This is a genomic window from Nonomuraea sp. GTA35 (genome assembly GCF_041950525.1).
GTDB lineage: Bacteria > Actinomycetota > Actinomycetes > Streptosporangiales > Streptosporangiaceae > Nonomuraea.
On record NZ_JBGNUV010000002.1, the window covers coordinates 555364 to 570617 of the forward strand.

Sequence of the window (15254 nt, forward strand, 5' to 3'; positions counted from 1 at the left end):
GGCGGCGTGGCGGGGATCAGGACGTGATGTCCTTGCCGGAGAACCGTGCCCAGGCGATCGTGCCGAACAGCACGATGTACGCCCCGAACGTCAGCAGCCCGTCCCGCAGGGCCGCCACGTCGATCGGGCTGCGCAGCACCGCGTCGAAGTTCGTGAACCTGGTCGGCAGCAGGTACGGCGCGATCGAGCCCAGCTCCGGGATGGCCCGCAGCACCTGGCAGACGATGACCAGCACCACGGTCCCCGCGATGGCCCCGATGGACACCTCGGTGAACACCGACAGCGCCAGCGCGACCGCGGCCAGCGCCGCCATGCCGGCTCCCACGTACCCGACCGAGATGGCGATGCGCAGCAGCCCGTCGGCCAGCGGCACCGTGGTGCCGGAGAGCAGCGTCACGTCCCCCGCCGGGAACAGCACCAGCCCCGTCACCAGCGCCGACAGCGCGACCACCGCCGTCACCGCGTAGGCGTAGACGACCGCGTTGAGGTACTTGATCATCAGCAGCCTGGTACGGCCGGCCGGCGCGGCCAGCAGGTAGCGCAGCGTGCCGCCCCCGGCCTCCCCCGCGATCGAGTCGCCCGCCACCACGCTCACGGCCACCGGCATCAGCAGCAGCACCAGGAACGAGAACGAGACGAACGTCAGCATGAGGCTGTTGCCCGCCACGTCCTGGACGAGCCCGCTCATGTCGTCGTCGGACGAGCCGAACATGCGCAGCGCGACCCCGACCACGACCGGCACGGCACCCAGCACGGCCAGCATGACCAGGTTGCGCGGCCGGCGGAAGGTCAGGCCCAGCTCCGAGCCGAGCAGCCGCCAGAACGCCCACGTCGCCCTCGCCACCGGCTCGGACGGGGCCGCGGGCGAGGGCTCCGGCTCGTGGCGTTCGGTGGTGCGCATGGTCTCCGTCACCGGGACCAGCCCCGGCGTGCGCCGCGGCCCGAGCGTGGCAGTCCGCGCACCGCCCGCCCCCGGGTCCTCATCCGTCGACATCGAAGCCCTCCCCTGTCAGTCCCACGAACACGTCCTCCAGGCTCGGCCGCACCACGGCCAGCCCGCGTACGGCCACGCCCTCCCCCACGAGCGCGGCGTTGACCTGCTCGGGCGCGTGCCCGCCCAGCTCCGCCGTGACCTCGCGGCCCTCGGCGCGCACGTCGGCCAGGCCGAGCCCGGCCAGCACCCGCGCGGCGTCGTCAGGGTCGGCCGTCTCCACCCTGATGCGGGTGATCAGGCCGCCGGTGAGCGAGGCGATCGTGCCCTGGGCGACGAGCCTGCCGGTACGCATGATCGCGGCGTGCGTGCACATCTGCTCGACCTCGGCCAGCAGGTGCGAGGAGACGAACACCGTGGTGCCCTCGGCGGCGATCTCCTTGACCAGCGTGCGGACCTCGCGGGTGCCCTGCGGGTCGAGCCCGTTGGTCGGCTCGTCGAGCACGAGCAGCTCGCGCGGCCCCAGCAGCGCGGCCGCGATGGCCAGCCGCTGGCGCATGCCGAGCGAGTAGTTGCGGTAACGCTTGCCCGCGGCGGCCGACAGGCCCACCCGGTCGAGCGCGTCGGCGATCCGCCGCTTGGCGGTGCCGCGGTGCGCGGTCGGGTCGGCCGCGTCGAAGCGCATCAGGTTGGCCGTGCCCGACAGGTACGGGTAGAAGGCCGGCCCCTCGACCAGCGCCCCCACCTTGGGCAGGGCCTGCGCCTGCGGCAGCCCGAGCACGGAGTACGCACCCTCCGTGGGCGCGACCAGGCCGAGCAGCATGCGGATGGTGGTGGTCTTGCCCGAGCCGTTGGGCCCGAGGAAGCCGAACACCGAGCCGCGCGGCACGGTCAGGTCGAGCGCGTCCACGGCGACCTGGCCGCCCTTGAATCGCTTGGTCAGGCCCCGGGTGAGGATGGCGGCGTCCTCCCCTGTGTCCCCGGAGGGCGGGGCCGCCCCGAAGGGCGCCCCCGCTTCCTGCGTGACGGTGGTCACCTGACGCCCGCCGCCTTGGTGATCTCCTCCGGCGTCACGGCGCCGACCAGCAGCCGGCCGTCGTCGGTGAGCAGGGCCGTGACAAGCTTGGTCCTGATCAGCTTGCCGGAGCCCCACGTGCCGCTCACCGGGGTGGCGGACTTGAGCACGTTGTCGACCAGCGCGCTCGGGTCGCCGCCCTGGCCGTCGCCGAACCGCCCTTCGCCGCCCTCGGGCGTCTCGGCCTGCTGGGCCTTCGCCAGGTCCGACAGGGAGAACGGCACGACCGCGACGGCCGACCAGCCCTCGCCGACGACCTTCAGGTCGTCCGCGACCTCCTTGGCGTGCTCGGCGCGCTTCTCCGCGGTGGCGGTCTCGTCGGCGTTCAGGCCGAGCGTCCGCTCCTCCACCTTGGCGCCCGCGGGCGGGGTGAAGGTGAAGTTCTCCGCCGCCGGCGGGGTGAACGTCACCTGGGTGAACCCGATCTGGTACGCCGGCTCGGCCGAGCCCTTGGCGTACACCTGGACCTGGAGCGGGACGTACGTCTCGCCGTCGAGGGCGATCCGGATCTCCTGCACCAGGGAGCTCTCGTCCTTGGGCGCCAGGACGAGCTGGTAGACCGGGCGGCCCGCCACCTCCGCCGTGTTGATCACCCGGACCGCGGTGTGCTCGTCGGCGCCGGCCAGCAGCCGCTCGGCGAGCTGCTGCGGCGTCAGCTCGGTCTCCCGGGGCAGCGGCGTGGCGTGCGCCGCCGGGCCGCCGCTGCCCTGCTTGATGGTCAGCCTGGTGGCGGTGTTGGTCGCGCTGTCCCAGTACCAGGCCTGGCCGCCGTTCACGATCAGGTTGGTCTCGTTCAGCTGGGTCGGCATGGCCACGCGGAGCTTGTCCGTCGCGCCGTACCAGACCTTCACCTCGTGCGAGCCGGACAGCAGGCTGAGCGGCGAGACCGAGCCGGTCTGCGGCAGCGCCGGCAGGCCGAGCGAGGCCGTCTGCTGCACGGTGCCGGACATCGGCGGGATGCCGCCCTCCTTGCTGGTGGCCGCCACGGCGTCGGCGAGCAGTTGCTCGGCCGAACGCTCGGGCAGCACGGGGTCGCCGCTGACCGCGGCTATGACGGGGCCGGCGCCGATCGCGGCTCCGATCACGGCCGCTGCCGCGATCGGCACTCCCCACCTCACGAACGTGCCTCTGCGCATCTCACTCCTTAACGGTATGTCGATGCCCAGAGCCTGCGTCATCCTTCCTGTGGCAACCCTGAGACAATCTGAGATGGCTCTCAGGCTTCTCAGCGTTGTCTCAGCGCGGGGACGGGAGAATTGCCGTATGAGAGTACTTGTCGTCGAGGACGAGCGGCGGATGGCGGCCGCGCTGCAGCGCGGGCTGCAGGCGGAGGGGTTCGCCGTGGATCTCGCGCACGACGGCGAGGAGGGGCTGCACGCCGCCAGGCAGGGCGACTACGACGTCGTGGTGCTCGACATCATGCTGCCCCGGCTGTCCGGCTACAACGTGTGCAAGCAGCTGCGGGCCGAGGAGAACTGGGTGCCGATCCTGATGCTCTCGGCCAAGGACGGCGAGTACGACATGGCCGACGGGCTCGACCTGGGGGCCGACGACTACCTGACCAAGCCGTTCTCGTACGTGGTGCTGGTCGCCAGGCTGCGGGCGCTGATGCGGCGCGACGCGGGGCGGCGGCCGTCGGTGCTGGTGGCCGGCGACCTGTCGCTGGACCCGGCCCGGCGCAGGGTGGAGCGCGGGCAGAGCCCGGTCGAGCTGACGCCCCGGGAGTTCGCGCTGCTGGAGTACCTGATGCGGCGGCGGGACGAGGTGGTGTCGAAGTCGGAGATCCTGGAGCACGTGTGGGACACCTTCGACACCGACCCGAACGTGGTCGAGGTGTACGTCGGCTACCTGCGCCGCAAGATCGACGCCCCGTTCGGCAGGAACGCCCTGCAGACCGTGCGCGGCGCCGGCTACCGGCTGGCGGGCGACGGTGGCTGACTCGCCGCTGGTCTGGTGGCGGCGGCAGGGGCTGCGTTTCCGGCTCACGGTGGCGGCCGCGGCGGTGCTCGCGCTGGCGCTGGCCCTGTCGGCCACGGTGCTGGTGACCGTGCTGGAGCGGGCCCTGATGGACACCGTGGACGACTCCACCAGGGCGCAGGCCCAGGCGGTGCGGGTGGCGGCCGACGCGGGCACGCTGACCAGCCCGATCACCACGCACGACGGCACGATCGTGCAGGTCATCGACGCGCAGGGGCGGATCACGCACGTCACCTACGGCGCCGACCGGCTGGTGCCGATGCTGGACGCCCGGGCCAGGGCGCGGGTGCTGGAGAGCGGGCAGGCGACGCTGCTGGACGGGCGGCCGTACGCGATCCCGGGGTTCCTGCGGGTCGTCGTGCTCAGCGCGGACCACGGGCAGACGGTGGTGGCTGCCCGCCCCATCAGCGAGATCCAGACCAGCCTGGTCACGGCCGGGCGGGTGCTGCTGGTCGGCACGCCGGCGCTGGTGGTGCTGCTGGCGGTGGCGAGCTGGCTGATGATCGGCCGTACGCTGCGGCCCATCGCGGCGCTGCGCAGGGGCGCGGCGGACATCACGCACACCGCCAGGTCGCGGCGGCTGCCGGTGCCGCAGTCGCGGGACGAGGTGCACTCCCTGGCCACCACGCTCAACGACATGCTGGCCCGGCTGGAGGAGGCCGAGCAGCGCCAGCGCGCGCTCGTCTCCGACGCCGCGCACGAGCTGCGCAGCCCGCTGGCCAGCATCCGGCTGCAGCTGGAGGTGGCGCTCGGGCATCCCGACGGGCAGGACTGGCAGGAGACGGCCGAGGGCGTGCTGGAGGACACGATGCGGCTGTCCCGGCTGGCCGAGGACCTGCTCGCGCTGGCCAGGCTGGACGAGCGCGGCGGCGTGCCCGCCCGGCGCGAGCCGGTCGACCTCGACGAGGTGGTGCGGCAGACGGTGGACCGCTACGCCGAGGCGCGGCTGACCGTGTGCGACCCGGTCGTGGTCCGGGGCGACGCGCTCGACCTGAGCCGGGTGCTGACGAACCTGATGGACAACGCGGTCCGCCACACGGCCTCCAAGGTCGAGGTGGCGCTGACCGCCGACGGCGTGCTGACCGTCACCGACGACGGGCCCGGCATTCCCCCGCAGGATCGCGAGCGCGTCTTCAACCGCTTCACCCGGCTCGACTCCGGCCGCAGCCGGGACGAGGGCGGCGCGGGGCTGGGGCTGGCCATCGTGCGCGAGACCGTGCGGGCGCACGGGGGCACGGTGGTCCTGGAGGGCGCGGACCCGGGCCTGCGCGCCGTCGTCCGGCTCCCCGTGACCGGCTGACCCCGTCCGCACCCCCGGGCGGCGCGTCAGACCATTCCTGTCATGTGGCGGCCAGGGGCCCTGGTCACCGGGTGCCTGCCGTGTTACGCACGGGGCATGCGTACAGCACGTGTGGGGCGGCCGGCACCGGGCGAGCCGCCGGGCAGGGCCGGTTCACGCCCACAGGTGTGGCGGCCGGGCCGGACGGCGCGTGCTGCGGGTCCGGCAGGGGCACGCCGGCGGGGGTCCGGGGAGGTGGTGCCGATCACGGGCTGACGGTGGGGTTCTCCGGCGGCCGCCGGTCACTTCGCGGCCATCGGTTCCGGAGGCCGTCCTATTCGTGGTGGCCGTTCGGGTTCCCGGAGGCCATCAGGGGCGCGGCGCCGATGCCGGGCCCCACGTGGCTGCTGCTGTCGCGTGCCCCGTCAGGTCACGCGAGACGGGAAATGGATCGTTCCCAAAGGAGTCGTCAGGCGGCGGTTCCCTTCTCCGCGGTGGCCAGGAAGTCCTGGGCGATCAGCGGCAGGCGGCGGCGGGCGTGCACGACGGCGATGACGCGACGCACCGCGGGTTCGAGCGAGCGCACCACCAGGCCCGCGCGCCCGGCCTGCTCGGCCATGCCGCGGTACCACAGCAGCGACGCCTGCCCCGCGCGGACGGCGTTGAGCCAGCCGTTGCGTTCGTCGGTCTCGAGCACGACCACCGGGGTGACCGCGTACTTGCCGAACATCGCGTCGAGCTCCCTGCGCCGCATGCTGCCGCGGGCGGGCAGCGCCAGGCGCATGCCGTGCAGCTTGCCCATCGGCACCGGGTTGGGCAGGTCGAGCCCGGGCGGGGAGATCAGGACGATCTCCTGGCGTTCGAGGGGGTGGGTGATGAGGTCCGTGGGCACGGGCAGGTCCGTGAGGCCGAGGTCGGCCCGCTGGTCCCTGATGGCGCTGACGACGCCGTCTCTGCCGTCGCAGCGCACGATGTGCACGCGTACGCCTGGATGCTCGGCCGTGTAGGCGGGCAGCAGCCGCCCCGCGAGGCCGGGTTCGAGGCTGGGGGTGGACGCGATGCGGAGCTCCGCGTCGGTGGGGATGGTCTGGTTGGCCAGGCCCTCGATCTCGCGAACCGCGTCGAGTGCCTCCCTCGCCAGCTTGACCACCCGGCGTCCCTGCGCGGTGACGACCACCCCGCGTCCGGAACGGGCGAACAACGTCATGCCGAGCTCGCGCTCGAGATCGCGGATCGCGCGGGACAGCGCAGGCTGCGCGATGTAGAGCGACCTGGCCGCGTCGGTCATGGTGCGGTGCTCCGCAGTCGCGACCACATAGCGGAGCTGCTGGAGATTCATGCATCAGAAGCTAGGACAACGCCCGCCGCCCGGACCGGGAGATAGCGGAGATCACCTCGAATGATTTCGGACTGTGACCGAGCACTGCTACATCCGTGACGGGTGATAAATCAGTATGCTTTTGCCCCAAATTTGGCAAGGGTCCGACAAGTCGCACGGCAAATGCCTGCATTCCGGACGACGGGGCAAACGGGGAGACACGGTGACAGGGAACGGGCAATATCCACCCCCGCCACAAGGGCCAGGGCAGCCCCAGCGGCCCCCCTCGTTGCCGTGGCCGCCGCCCGGATACCGCCAGCCGCAGCCGCAGGGGGGCGCGTACCCGCAGCCGCCCCAGCCGCCGCCCCCGCCTCCTCCGCCACCGCCGCAGGGAAACCCTTACCAGCAGCAGCCGACGCTCCCGCAGGGGCAGCCTTACCCGCAACAGCCGTACGGGCAGCCGCCGTACGGGCAGCCGTCCTATGGACAGCCGCCGTACGGACAGCAGCAACCGTACCGGCAGCAGCCACCACCGCCGCCACCACCACCGCCGCCGCCCATGCCTCCGCAGCAGTGGCACCGGCCGCCGCAGCGCAGGAAGTCGGGGATGGGGGTCCTCGGGGTACTCGGCGCCGTCTTCGGCTCGCTGGCGGCGCTGTTCGTGCTGATCGTCATCGGGGCGGTGATGCTGTCCGCCTCGTCCAGCTCGGACACCTCGACGCCGGTGGCGATCCCGACGTACGAGCCGTCCGCCGAGCCGTCCTTCAGGGCCACCGAGGACGACGACCCGGACCCCGCCCCGTCGCGCAGCGAGCAGCCCACGCCGGCCCGGAGCCAGGACGACGAGCCGTCGACCACCGTCACGCCGCCCGCCCAGGTGACGGTCAACACGAGCCTGAAGAACAACAGCGTCTACCGGGCGGGCGTCCTGCCCAGGCTGAGCTGCCCGGCCGGCAACGCCAGCATCTTCAGCCACAGCCAGCTCAAGTCGCTGATCATCAAGACCGGCAGGTGCATGGACCGGGCCTGGAAGCCGGTGCTGGAGAAGCAGGGCTTCAGGTTCAGCCCGCCCAGGTACGCCATCGCGGCCGGGAGCGGCCGGGGCGCCTGCGGCGACTACCCGTCGCCGGGCAGCACGGTGCCGTACTACTGCCCGCAGAACAACACCATCTACGCGTCCACCTCGGCCATGGCCAGGGGCCGCGGCAACGCCGCCGGCTACGGCCAGATCATCACCTGGCACGGCGGCATCATCGGCATGATGGCCCACGAGTACGGCCACCACGTCCAGAACCTCACGGGCCTGATGAACTCCTGGTGGTCCGCGACGCTCGACTCCACCAGCCGGAGCGGCAAGCTGGCGCTCAGCCGGCGGCTGGAGCTGCAGGCCAACTGCTTCGGCGCCATGTGGATGCGGTCGGTCGCGGCGACGTACCCGGTGAACACGGCCAACCGCAGCCGGCTGTTCTGGTTCTTCAGCCAGGTGGGCGACCATCCGGGTTACCCGCGCGACCACGGCAAGCCGGTGAACAGCGGCCGGTGGTTCCGGCAGGGGTGGGAGAGGAACCAGGCGTACCAGTGCAACACGTGGCTGGCGCCGTCCTCGACGGTCTCCTGATGGACCCGTGGCGTTCATCTCAGCTTGGGCACATGTCTCTGATGTCCAGGTATGGGGACTAGAATCCTGGCAATCTTGTGCCGATCGGGGGGCAAAACGAGGGTTTTGCCTGGTAGGCGTGTAAGGAGCCAGGTGTGAGCAATCGCGATGGGGTAGACACCACGCCGGAAGGCAGGAAACGGCGCCCCACGCGACGATCGCGCCCGAATTCGGGCACGAACGGCAAGCCTGCCTCGGACGCGAACGGCGCCGCGGCGACCGGGGGGACCGGCAAGCCGGCTCCTGACGCGGCGGGCACCCCCGCCCCGAAGGCGCCCTCCGGATCCGCCCCCGGAAAGCTCGTCGCCGGGTCCGCCCGCCGCCCTTCCGGCCCCGGCACGTCCGACAAGCCCGGCAAGCCCTCCACGTCCGGTAAGTCCGGCAAGCCCCCCGCCGCCTCCCGCCCGGGCAAGCCCGGCAAGCCGGGCAAGCCGTCCGCCGCCTCCCGCCCCGGCAAATCCCGTTCCGGCTCGGGCGCGCCGCGCTTCGCCAGACCGCTGACCCCCGCCTCCGTGCTCGGCTGGACGGCCCTGTCCGCCATCGTGCCCGGCGCCGCTCACCTGCGGGCCGGGCACCGCCGTACCGGGCTGGCGCTGATCAGCGTGTACGCGGTGCTGCTGCTCATCGTGCTGGCCATGGGCCTGAGCGTGGCGGGGGACCTGGCGAACGCGTCCTGGCTGGCCAACAGCAGCAACATGATGCTGGTGGTCGTCATCGCCTCGGTGCTCGCGCTGGCGTGGTTCGCGGTACTGACGACCTCGTACGTGGCGCTCGGCCCGAACAGGCTCGACCAGCAGGGCCAGATCATCACCGGCATCGTGGTGGGCGTGCTGTGCGTGGCGGTCATGTCGCCGTTCGCCCTCACCGCCAACTACGTCGTGACCGCCCGCGACGCGATCAAGTCGATCTTCCCCTCCGTCCCCGACCCCGACAATCCGCAGGCGACCACCAACCCCGAAGACCCGTGGAACGGCAAGGACCGCGTCAACTTCCTGCTGATCGGCGGCGACGCGGCCGGCAACAGGACCGGCGTGCGCACCGACAGCATGAACGTGGCCAGCGTCGACCTCAAGACCGGCGCCACCGTGCTGTTCAGCCTGCCGCGCAACATGCAGCACGTGCGCTTCCCCGCCTCCTCACCGCTGCACAAGCAGTTCCCGAACGGGTTCATGGCCGAGCTGCCCAACGGCGGCCTGCTCAACGAGGTCTGGCAGTACGCCAACGACAACCCGCAGCTCATGGGCGGCAAGAACAGGGGCCCGCGAGCCCTGATGGACGCCATCGGTCACACGCTCGGCTTGAAGATCGACTACTACATGCTGATGAACATGTACGGCTTCGCCGACCTCGTGGACGCCATCGGCGGCCTCAAGATCAAGGTGGAGCAGGACGTCAAGTGGGGCGGCCTCTACGGCACCGCCGGCACCATCAAGGCGGGTTACCGGAAGCTGACCGGCGAGCAGGCCCTGTGGTACGGCCGTTCCCGCGTCGGCAGCGACGACTTCTCCCGCATGTCCCGCCAGCGCTGCGTCATCGGCGCCTTCGCCCAGCAGGCGACCCCTACGGTGATTCTCAGCAGGTTCGAGAAGATCGCCGGCGCGGCCAAGCGGCTGGCGCAGACCAACATCCCCGAGAGCCTGTTGCAGCCGCTGGTGGAGCTGGCGGTCAAGGTCAAGGACGCCAAGATCACCAGCCTGCAGTTCGTGCCGCCGGAGTTCTACTCGGGCCGCCCCGACTGGGCGAAGATCCGTGTGGCGACGAGGAAGGCGATCAACGACTCGCTCCGGCCCGCCCGCCGCGCCCAGACGGCCAACGTGAGCGCCTCCCCCAGCGTCACCGGCTCCACCCCCGCCAAGCCCCGCACGGCCACGCCCACGCAGACGCCCACCCGCAACACCCAGAAGGCGGGGGCCCAGTCCCTGGACGAGCTCTGCGGCCTCTGATCCCGGCCGTCCGGCTGAGCCGCCGTCCGGCCGGACAGCCGGGCGGCCGGCCGAACGTCGGGCGGCTAGCCGAACGTCACGGGCAGCTCGCGCGGCCCCCGCACCGTGAGGCTGGCGCGCCACCGCAACCGCTCGACCGGCACGGCCAGTGCGAGCCCCGGCAACCGGACGACCTCCGCCAGGGCCGCGCGCCCGACGAGGCGCGCCAGCAGCGCCCCCAGGCAGTAGTGCGGCCCGTGACCGAAGCTCAGGTGGGCGTTGTCCTGCCGGGTGAGGTCGGGCAGGTCGGGGTCGGAGAAGCGGAGGGGGTCGCGGTTGGCCGCGGCCAGCGCCACCAGGAGAGGCTGCCCGGCCGGCAGCACGACCCCGCCGATCTCCACCGGCTCCAGGGTGAACCGCCACGTGGCCAGCTCCACCGGGCTGTCGTGGCGCAGCAGCTCCTCCACGGCCGGCTCGATCAGCTCGGGCCGGGCGCGCAGCAGCTCCAGCGCGCCGGGGTGCCGCAGCAGCGTGTACGCGCCCAGCCCCACGAGCCCCACCGTCGTCTCGTACCCGGCCACGAGCAGCAGGAAGATCATCGAAAGCAGCTCGTCCCCGCTCAGCCGGTCCCCGTCCTCGGCCGCCGCGATCATGGCGCTGATCACGTCGTCCCCCGGCGCCCGCCGCTTGGCCTCGACCAGGTCGCCCACGTACGCGCCCAGCGCCCGCAGCGCGGCGGGCCTGGCGTCCGGCTCCCCCGGCTCCGACGACACCACGGCCGCCGTCCAGCGCTGGAAGTCCGTACGGTCGGCCGCGGGCACCCCGAGCACGTCGCAGATCACCCCGGACTGCAGCGGCGAGGCGAAGTCGCCCACCAGGTCGGCCCCGGGCGACAGCCCGGCGGCGAGCGCGTGGGCGGCGGACTCGATCCCCGGCCGCAGCCGCGCCAGCCTGCGCGGCGTGAAGAACCCCGACACCACGCGGCGCAGCCGGGTGTGCTCGGGCGGGTCGGTGGTGAGCAGGTGCGTGCCCAGCCCCGACCGGTCCTCCAGCGGCCGCCCGCGCCCCGCCTCCTGCCAGTCGGCGGGTGCGTGGCGCGGGTCCTTGCTCAGCCGCGGGTCGGCGAGCGCGGCGCGGGCGTCGTCGTAGCGGGTCACGAGCCAGCCGTACAGGCCGCTGCGCATGGTCACCAGGCGGGGGGCGCCGCAGGCCCGCAGGTCGGCGTAGGCCGGGTACGGGTCGGCCACCAGCCCGTCGTAACCGGGCAACATCTCGTTCAGCATGCGTGAAGGCTCCAGGGAGGACGGGCGGCGGGCGGCGGGCCCGCCGCGCCGCTCCTACTTGCCGAGTTGTCCCAGGATCCAGTCGGCGAGCACGCCTGTCACCTCGCCGTGCTCGGAGTTGTGCGAGTCGCACTGGTAGTCGTCGAGCTGGCTCTGCTCGGGCGACAGGGACGCGATGTCGGTGTAGAGGTCGACCGGCCACTCCAGCGGGTCGTACTGGAGGGCGACGGCGCTCACCGTGGGCACGAAGCAGGTGGATCTGTACCGGTTCGCGATCGGCGCGCCCAGCTTGTCGGCGAGCACGCCGTACAGGGGCAGCGTGCCGCCCGGCACGCCGTCGAACGCGCCGACGTCGCTGGTGTAGCTCTTGCTGGCCCACATCGGCACCGCGCGCATGCCGCCGACGTGCCGGTTGACGCCGCGCTCCGGCTGGGTGCGCACGGTGGCGCCGACGAGGCCGCCCAGCGCGCTCCACTCGAACACGAGGTGGTCGGGTGGCACGTTCCTGCCGGTGCCGTCGGCGGCCCCGTTGGCCACGCCGAGCTTGCGCGGCCGGACCGGGAACCAGCCGACGCGGCGCAGGTCCGCCAGGAACTCGGTGCGCAGCGGGCTGGAGGTCGCCACGGGCCCCGAGTAGCGGCCGCTCTCGACCCACGCCCACAGGAGCTGCTGGGCGGCGGGGCTGGCGATCAGGGCCGCCTGGCCGGGTTCCGCCGGGGAGAGGCTCTGGGCGAAGTACGCGAGCTGCTGGAGTATCAGCGGGATCCAGGCGCCGTTGTGCGGCGAGTCGTAGGACAGGTAGGTCGCGGTCTGGTGGTCCTCGCCGCGGTTCTCCATCTCGGCCAGCGCGTAGCGGGTGACGAGCCCGCCCATGCCGAGGCCGCCGACGATCAGCGGCGCGTTGCCGGCCCGCTCGCTGATGGCGCGGCGGATGCAGGTGGCGGCCACGCCGGCGTTGGCCTGGATGTGCGTGTGCCGGGCGCCGAAGCCGAGCAGGACGACGTCGATGCCCTGGGCGAGGAGCTGGTCCAGGAGGCGTTGCTGGTGGGGCGGGTAGGGCGTGTTGAGATGGTGCCACAGGCCCCGCACGTCGCTGGGCCCGTAGCCGAAGCCGTCGGCCAGGATCATCGGCCGGACGAGGCGCTCGTGACCGGCCGCGTAGTGGACGGCGGCGCCGCCGGTGGCGGTGCGGCCCTGGTAGGGCCAGGCGGAGGTGAGGGTCCACTCCATCTGCGGCACCCGCACCTGCTCTGCGGGCGGCGGCGCCGAGGCCGCGAACAGGACTCCCTTCGGGAGCACCGCGGCGATCTGCTCGGCACGACCGGCGGGCACCGGGTCGGACTCCTGCCGCAGGGCGAGCTCGACGTCTATCCTTGCTGCCCCTTGTGTCGCCATGATTACACCTTTGCTCGTGGGTTTACCGGACGTCACCCCCGATCTCTTACCTCCGTTTCGAGAAGATGAATTTTCGCTTTTCGCGGATGAACGATCATCGCGATCAAGGCATGGCTGGTATCTCTACCTCACCTCGCGGTCTCCGACAAATCAACCCGTCCCGGAAACCGTTCACCTGACCATCGGTCAAGGTAATAACGAGACTATTTCGGAAATGCCCGTCGGCATTTCCGGAGTGGTCACACCAGCGCGGAGTTCCTCCTGGGCAGCAGGGCCAGGGCACCGACGTACAGCAGGGCCGCCACGATGAGCAGGCCCTGGTAGCCGATCACCAGGGCGACGTACTCCAGGCAGCCGCCCACCATGGCGCCCAGCAGGTTCGCGCCGAAGGAAGTGGTCGCGTCGGCCGTCTCGGCGAAACGTTTGGCGAACACCACGTTCGCGGCGAAGATCGGCAGGAATGCCACCGTCACGGCGGCCACCGCGCGCAGCGGGACCGGGAGCGACAGCAACCATTCGTTCGGCACGAGCCAGGCCAGCAGCAGGCCCGCGAAAAGCACGCCGTACATGACCGCCAGCGGCGGGGTGCGGAAACGGCGGGTCACCTCGACGGCGGCGAGCACCGCGACGAGCACGCCGGCGAAGACGATCGCGTTGACCACCCACGTGGTGCCGAACAGCAGCGCGAACCCGGTCACGCTCTTGGTCTCCAGCAGCATGAAGCCGACGCCCAGCAGGAACAGGTCCGCGTACGGGCGCATCCGCCGGTACGGGCCCGCCACGACGCGCACGGCCAGCAGGCTCACGATGAGGATCAGGCCGAGCGTGATGACGTAGATCGGCGGGATCGTGCCCTCCTTCAGGTAGAGGAAGGGCCGGTCGTCGCCGGCGGGCTCGGGAGTGCCGGGGGCGGCGCCGGGCCATTCGGCGGCGCAGCGCTGGTCGGCGGCGGCCAGGCCGGCGGTGATGACGGCCTGCTGCCCGGCGGTGCTGACCACGTCCACGCAGGGCTTGTGGCCGAAGGCGCGCTGCATGGTGAGGGCCAGGCGGTCGACCAGCCAGCTCTCGCGGTAGTAGTTGTACATCGAGAACGTGCCGCCCGGCTTGAGGTGGGCGCGGGCCGCCCGCATGGCCTCCTCGGTGAACAGGTAGCTCTCCAGGCGCAGCGAGCTGGCGCCGGAGACGAGGGTGAGCGAGTCGGGCAGGGCGAACAGGATCAGGTCGTACTTCTGGCCGGTGCGCTCCAGGAAGGCGCGGCCGTCGGTGACGTGGGTGGTGACGCGCGGGTCGGCGTAGGGCCTGTCGGGGTGGACCGAGCCGCCGAGCTCGCGCAGCTTGGGGTCGATCTCGACGGCGTCGACGCGGGTGGCGCCCTTGGACAGCGCGATCGCCACGTCGGTGCCGCTGCCGGCGCCGACGATGAGCACGTCCTGGGGCTGCTTGCTCGCCCGCTCGTACGGCAGGCCGTACTGGGCCTCCCACTGCAGGCGGGCGTAGGCGGGCACGGCCTGCTGGTGCGGGATGCCGTTGACCGCGATGTCGGTGACGGGCACGCCGACCTGCACGAGCTGCTTGGTGGTGACCTTGTAGTACGGCGACCAGATCGCCCCGGCGGTGAGCGTCTCGGCCAGCAGCAGCCCGACCACGACCAGGGACGGCACGGTCACGAGCCCCACGTAGAGCACGCGCGGCCTGGGCACGAGCAGCGCGCCGTAGCAGATGGCCGCGATGAGCCCCCAGAACACCGGCGGAGCGCTGAGGAACGACAGCGCCGTGAACGCGGCGATGCCGGTCAGGCTGCCGATCAGGTCGTACCGGTAGGCCTCCAGGCGCGGCAGCTCGGGAAAGCAGCGCCCGACCAGCTCGGCGGGCCCCATGAGCACGACCGCGGCGGCGCAGAAGATCACCGGCAGGATCGCCCACGCGGGCGGCCCGCTGGTGGACAGGCTCGTCCAGTACAGGACGCCCTCGGTGTCGCGGTCGACGGTGACGGGGAAGGTCAGCACGACGATGGTCAGGACGGCCAGGACGATGGGCGAGTAGTACGGCTGCCGTCGCGAGCGCCCCACGCGCAGGAAACCGAGCCCGATGCCGAGGAAGGAGCCGAGCAGCACGAAATTGGTGAAATAGCTGAGATGGACGATGTTGGACCCGGTCCACCGGATCAGCGCCAGCTCGAGGAAGAGCATGAAGGCACTGGCGAGGACCAGCCTCGGCCGCACCGCCAACCAGTGGGCTTTTTCGCCGTCGTCAATCGGCTTTTGCGCCTGGAGCGTCATAACGCCTCACCGTAGTGAACAGACCGAAAACAAGGAAGTCTGACGACCCAGAACAAATGTCGTCCGCTTCGCCCCACTTAGGGAGTTTCCGCAGGTCAAAACACCTCAGATCCGCTGGACGCGGCCCGTGCGGATGAA

The 15254-nt window shown here is 71.9% G+C and carries 11 protein-coding genes; 4 read left to right on the top strand and 7 right to left on the bottom strand.

Features of this window, described 5'->3' with window-relative positions:
• Positions 1-16: 16 nt before the first annotated feature.
• From ACBJ32_RS09250 to ACBJ32_RS09260, 3 genes are read right to left on the bottom strand one after another with little or no spacing between them, the layout of a single operon-like run.
• Complete coding sequence (locus ACBJ32_RS09250; protein ID WP_375126367.1) at positions 17-994, bottom strand: ABC transporter permease; 978 nt, start codon at positions 992-994, stop codon at positions 17-19.
• Positions 981-1967: an ATP-binding cassette domain-containing protein gene (locus tag ACBJ32_RS09255; protein WP_375126368.1), complete on the bottom strand. Its 987-nt coding sequence runs from the start codon at positions 1965-1967 to the stop codon at positions 981-983. Before ACBJ32_RS09255 ends, ACBJ32_RS09250 begins: the two co-directional genes overlap by 14 nt.
• Positions 1964-3142, bottom strand: a complete 1179-nt coding sequence (locus tag ACBJ32_RS09260; protein ID WP_375126369.1) for an outer membrane lipoprotein carrier protein LolA — start codon at positions 3140-3142, stop codon at positions 1964-1966. The genes ACBJ32_RS09255 and ACBJ32_RS09260 overlap by 4 nt, the downstream gene beginning before the upstream one ends.
• Before the next feature lie 127 nt (positions 3143-3269).
• Here ACBJ32_RS09260 and ACBJ32_RS09265 point away from each other — a divergent pair, with 127 nt between their 5' ends.
• Positions 3270-3944 (top strand): response regulator transcription factor, encoded by a 675-nt coding sequence (locus ACBJ32_RS09265; protein WP_357866796.1) that lies wholly within the window; start codon positions 3270-3272, stop codon positions 3942-3944.
• Complete coding sequence (locus ACBJ32_RS09270; RefSeq protein WP_375126370.1) at positions 3937-5283, top strand: sensor histidine kinase; 1347 nt, start codon at positions 3937-3939, stop codon at positions 5281-5283. Before ACBJ32_RS09265 ends, ACBJ32_RS09270 begins: the two co-directional genes overlap by 8 nt.
• 448 nt (positions 5284-5731) lie before the next feature.
• On the opposite strand, the gene ACBJ32_RS09275 is transcribed toward ACBJ32_RS09270, so the two are convergent.
• A complete protein-coding gene (locus ACBJ32_RS09275) occupies positions 5732-6601 on the bottom strand; it encodes a LysR family transcriptional regulator (protein WP_357866790.1) in 870 nt (289 codons plus the stop codon).
• A gap of 538 nt (positions 6602-7139) precedes the next feature.
• On the opposite strand from ACBJ32_RS09275, the gene ACBJ32_RS09280 reads away from it, so the two are divergent.
• Together ACBJ32_RS09280 and ACBJ32_RS09285 are read left to right on the top strand one after the other, a co-directional pair.
• Positions 7140-8198 (top strand): neutral zinc metallopeptidase, encoded by a 1059-nt coding sequence (locus tag ACBJ32_RS09280; RefSeq protein WP_375126371.1) that lies wholly within the window; start codon positions 7140-7142, stop codon positions 8196-8198.
• 134 nt (positions 8199-8332) lie between these two features.
• Positions 8333-10180 carry an LCP family protein gene (locus ACBJ32_RS09285; RefSeq protein ID WP_375126372.1) on the top strand — a complete coding sequence of 616 codons (1848 nt, stop codon included), beginning with the start codon at positions 8333-8335 and terminating at the stop codon, positions 10178-10180.
• Between the two features lie 65 nt (positions 10181-10245).
• Here the strand turns inward: ACBJ32_RS09285 and ACBJ32_RS09290 are convergent, their stop codons facing one another.
• From ACBJ32_RS09290 to ACBJ32_RS09300, 3 genes are all read right to left on the bottom strand, one after another.
• Positions 10246-11442: a cytochrome P450 gene (locus ACBJ32_RS09290; RefSeq protein WP_375126373.1), complete on the bottom strand. Its 1197-nt coding sequence runs from the start codon at positions 11440-11442 to the stop codon at positions 10246-10248.
• Positions 11443-11496: 54 nt separating this feature from the next.
• Complete coding sequence (locus tag ACBJ32_RS09295; RefSeq protein WP_375126374.1) at positions 11497-12837, bottom strand: hypothetical protein; 1341 nt, start codon at positions 12835-12837, stop codon at positions 11497-11499.
• Positions 12838-13076: 239 nt separating this feature from the next.
• Entirely contained in the window at positions 13077-15026 is a 1950-nt protein-coding gene (locus tag ACBJ32_RS09300; RefSeq protein ID WP_375126375.1) for a spermidine synthase, read from the bottom strand.
• Positions 15027-15254 lie beyond the last annotated feature (228 nt).

Bases quoted from the DNA above. Each gene is read 5' to 3' on its own strand.
- ACBJ32_RS09250 (WP_375126367.1), bottom strand. From the start codon at position 994: ATGTCGACGGATGAGGACCCGGGGGCGGGCGGTGCGCGGACTGCCACG.
- ACBJ32_RS09260 (WP_375126369.1), bottom strand. From the start codon at position 3,142: ATGCGCAGAGGCACGTTCGTGAGGTGGGGAGTGCCGATCGCGGCAGCG.
- ACBJ32_RS09265 (WP_357866796.1), top strand. From the start codon at position 3,270: ATGAGAGTACTTGTCGTCGAGGACGAGCGGCGGATGGCGGCCGCGCTG.
- ACBJ32_RS09275 (WP_357866790.1), bottom strand. From the start codon at position 6,601: ATGAATCTCCAGCAGCTCCGCTATGTGGTCGCGACTGCGGAGCACCGC.
- ACBJ32_RS09280 (WP_375126371.1), top strand. From the start codon at position 7,140: ATGCCTCCGCAGCAGTGGCACCGGCCGCCGCAGCGCAGGAAGTCGGGG.
- ACBJ32_RS09290 (WP_375126373.1), bottom strand. From the start codon at position 11,442: ATGCTGAACGAGATGTTGCCCGGTTACGACGGGCTGGTGGCCGACCCG.
- ACBJ32_RS09295 (WP_375126374.1), bottom strand. From the start codon at position 12,837: ATGGCGACACAAGGGGCAGCAAGGATAGACGTCGAGCTCGCCCTGCGG.
- ACBJ32_RS09300 (WP_375126375.1), bottom strand. From the start codon at position 15,026: ATGCTCTTCCTCGAGCTGGCGCTGATCCGGTGGACCGGGTCCAACATC.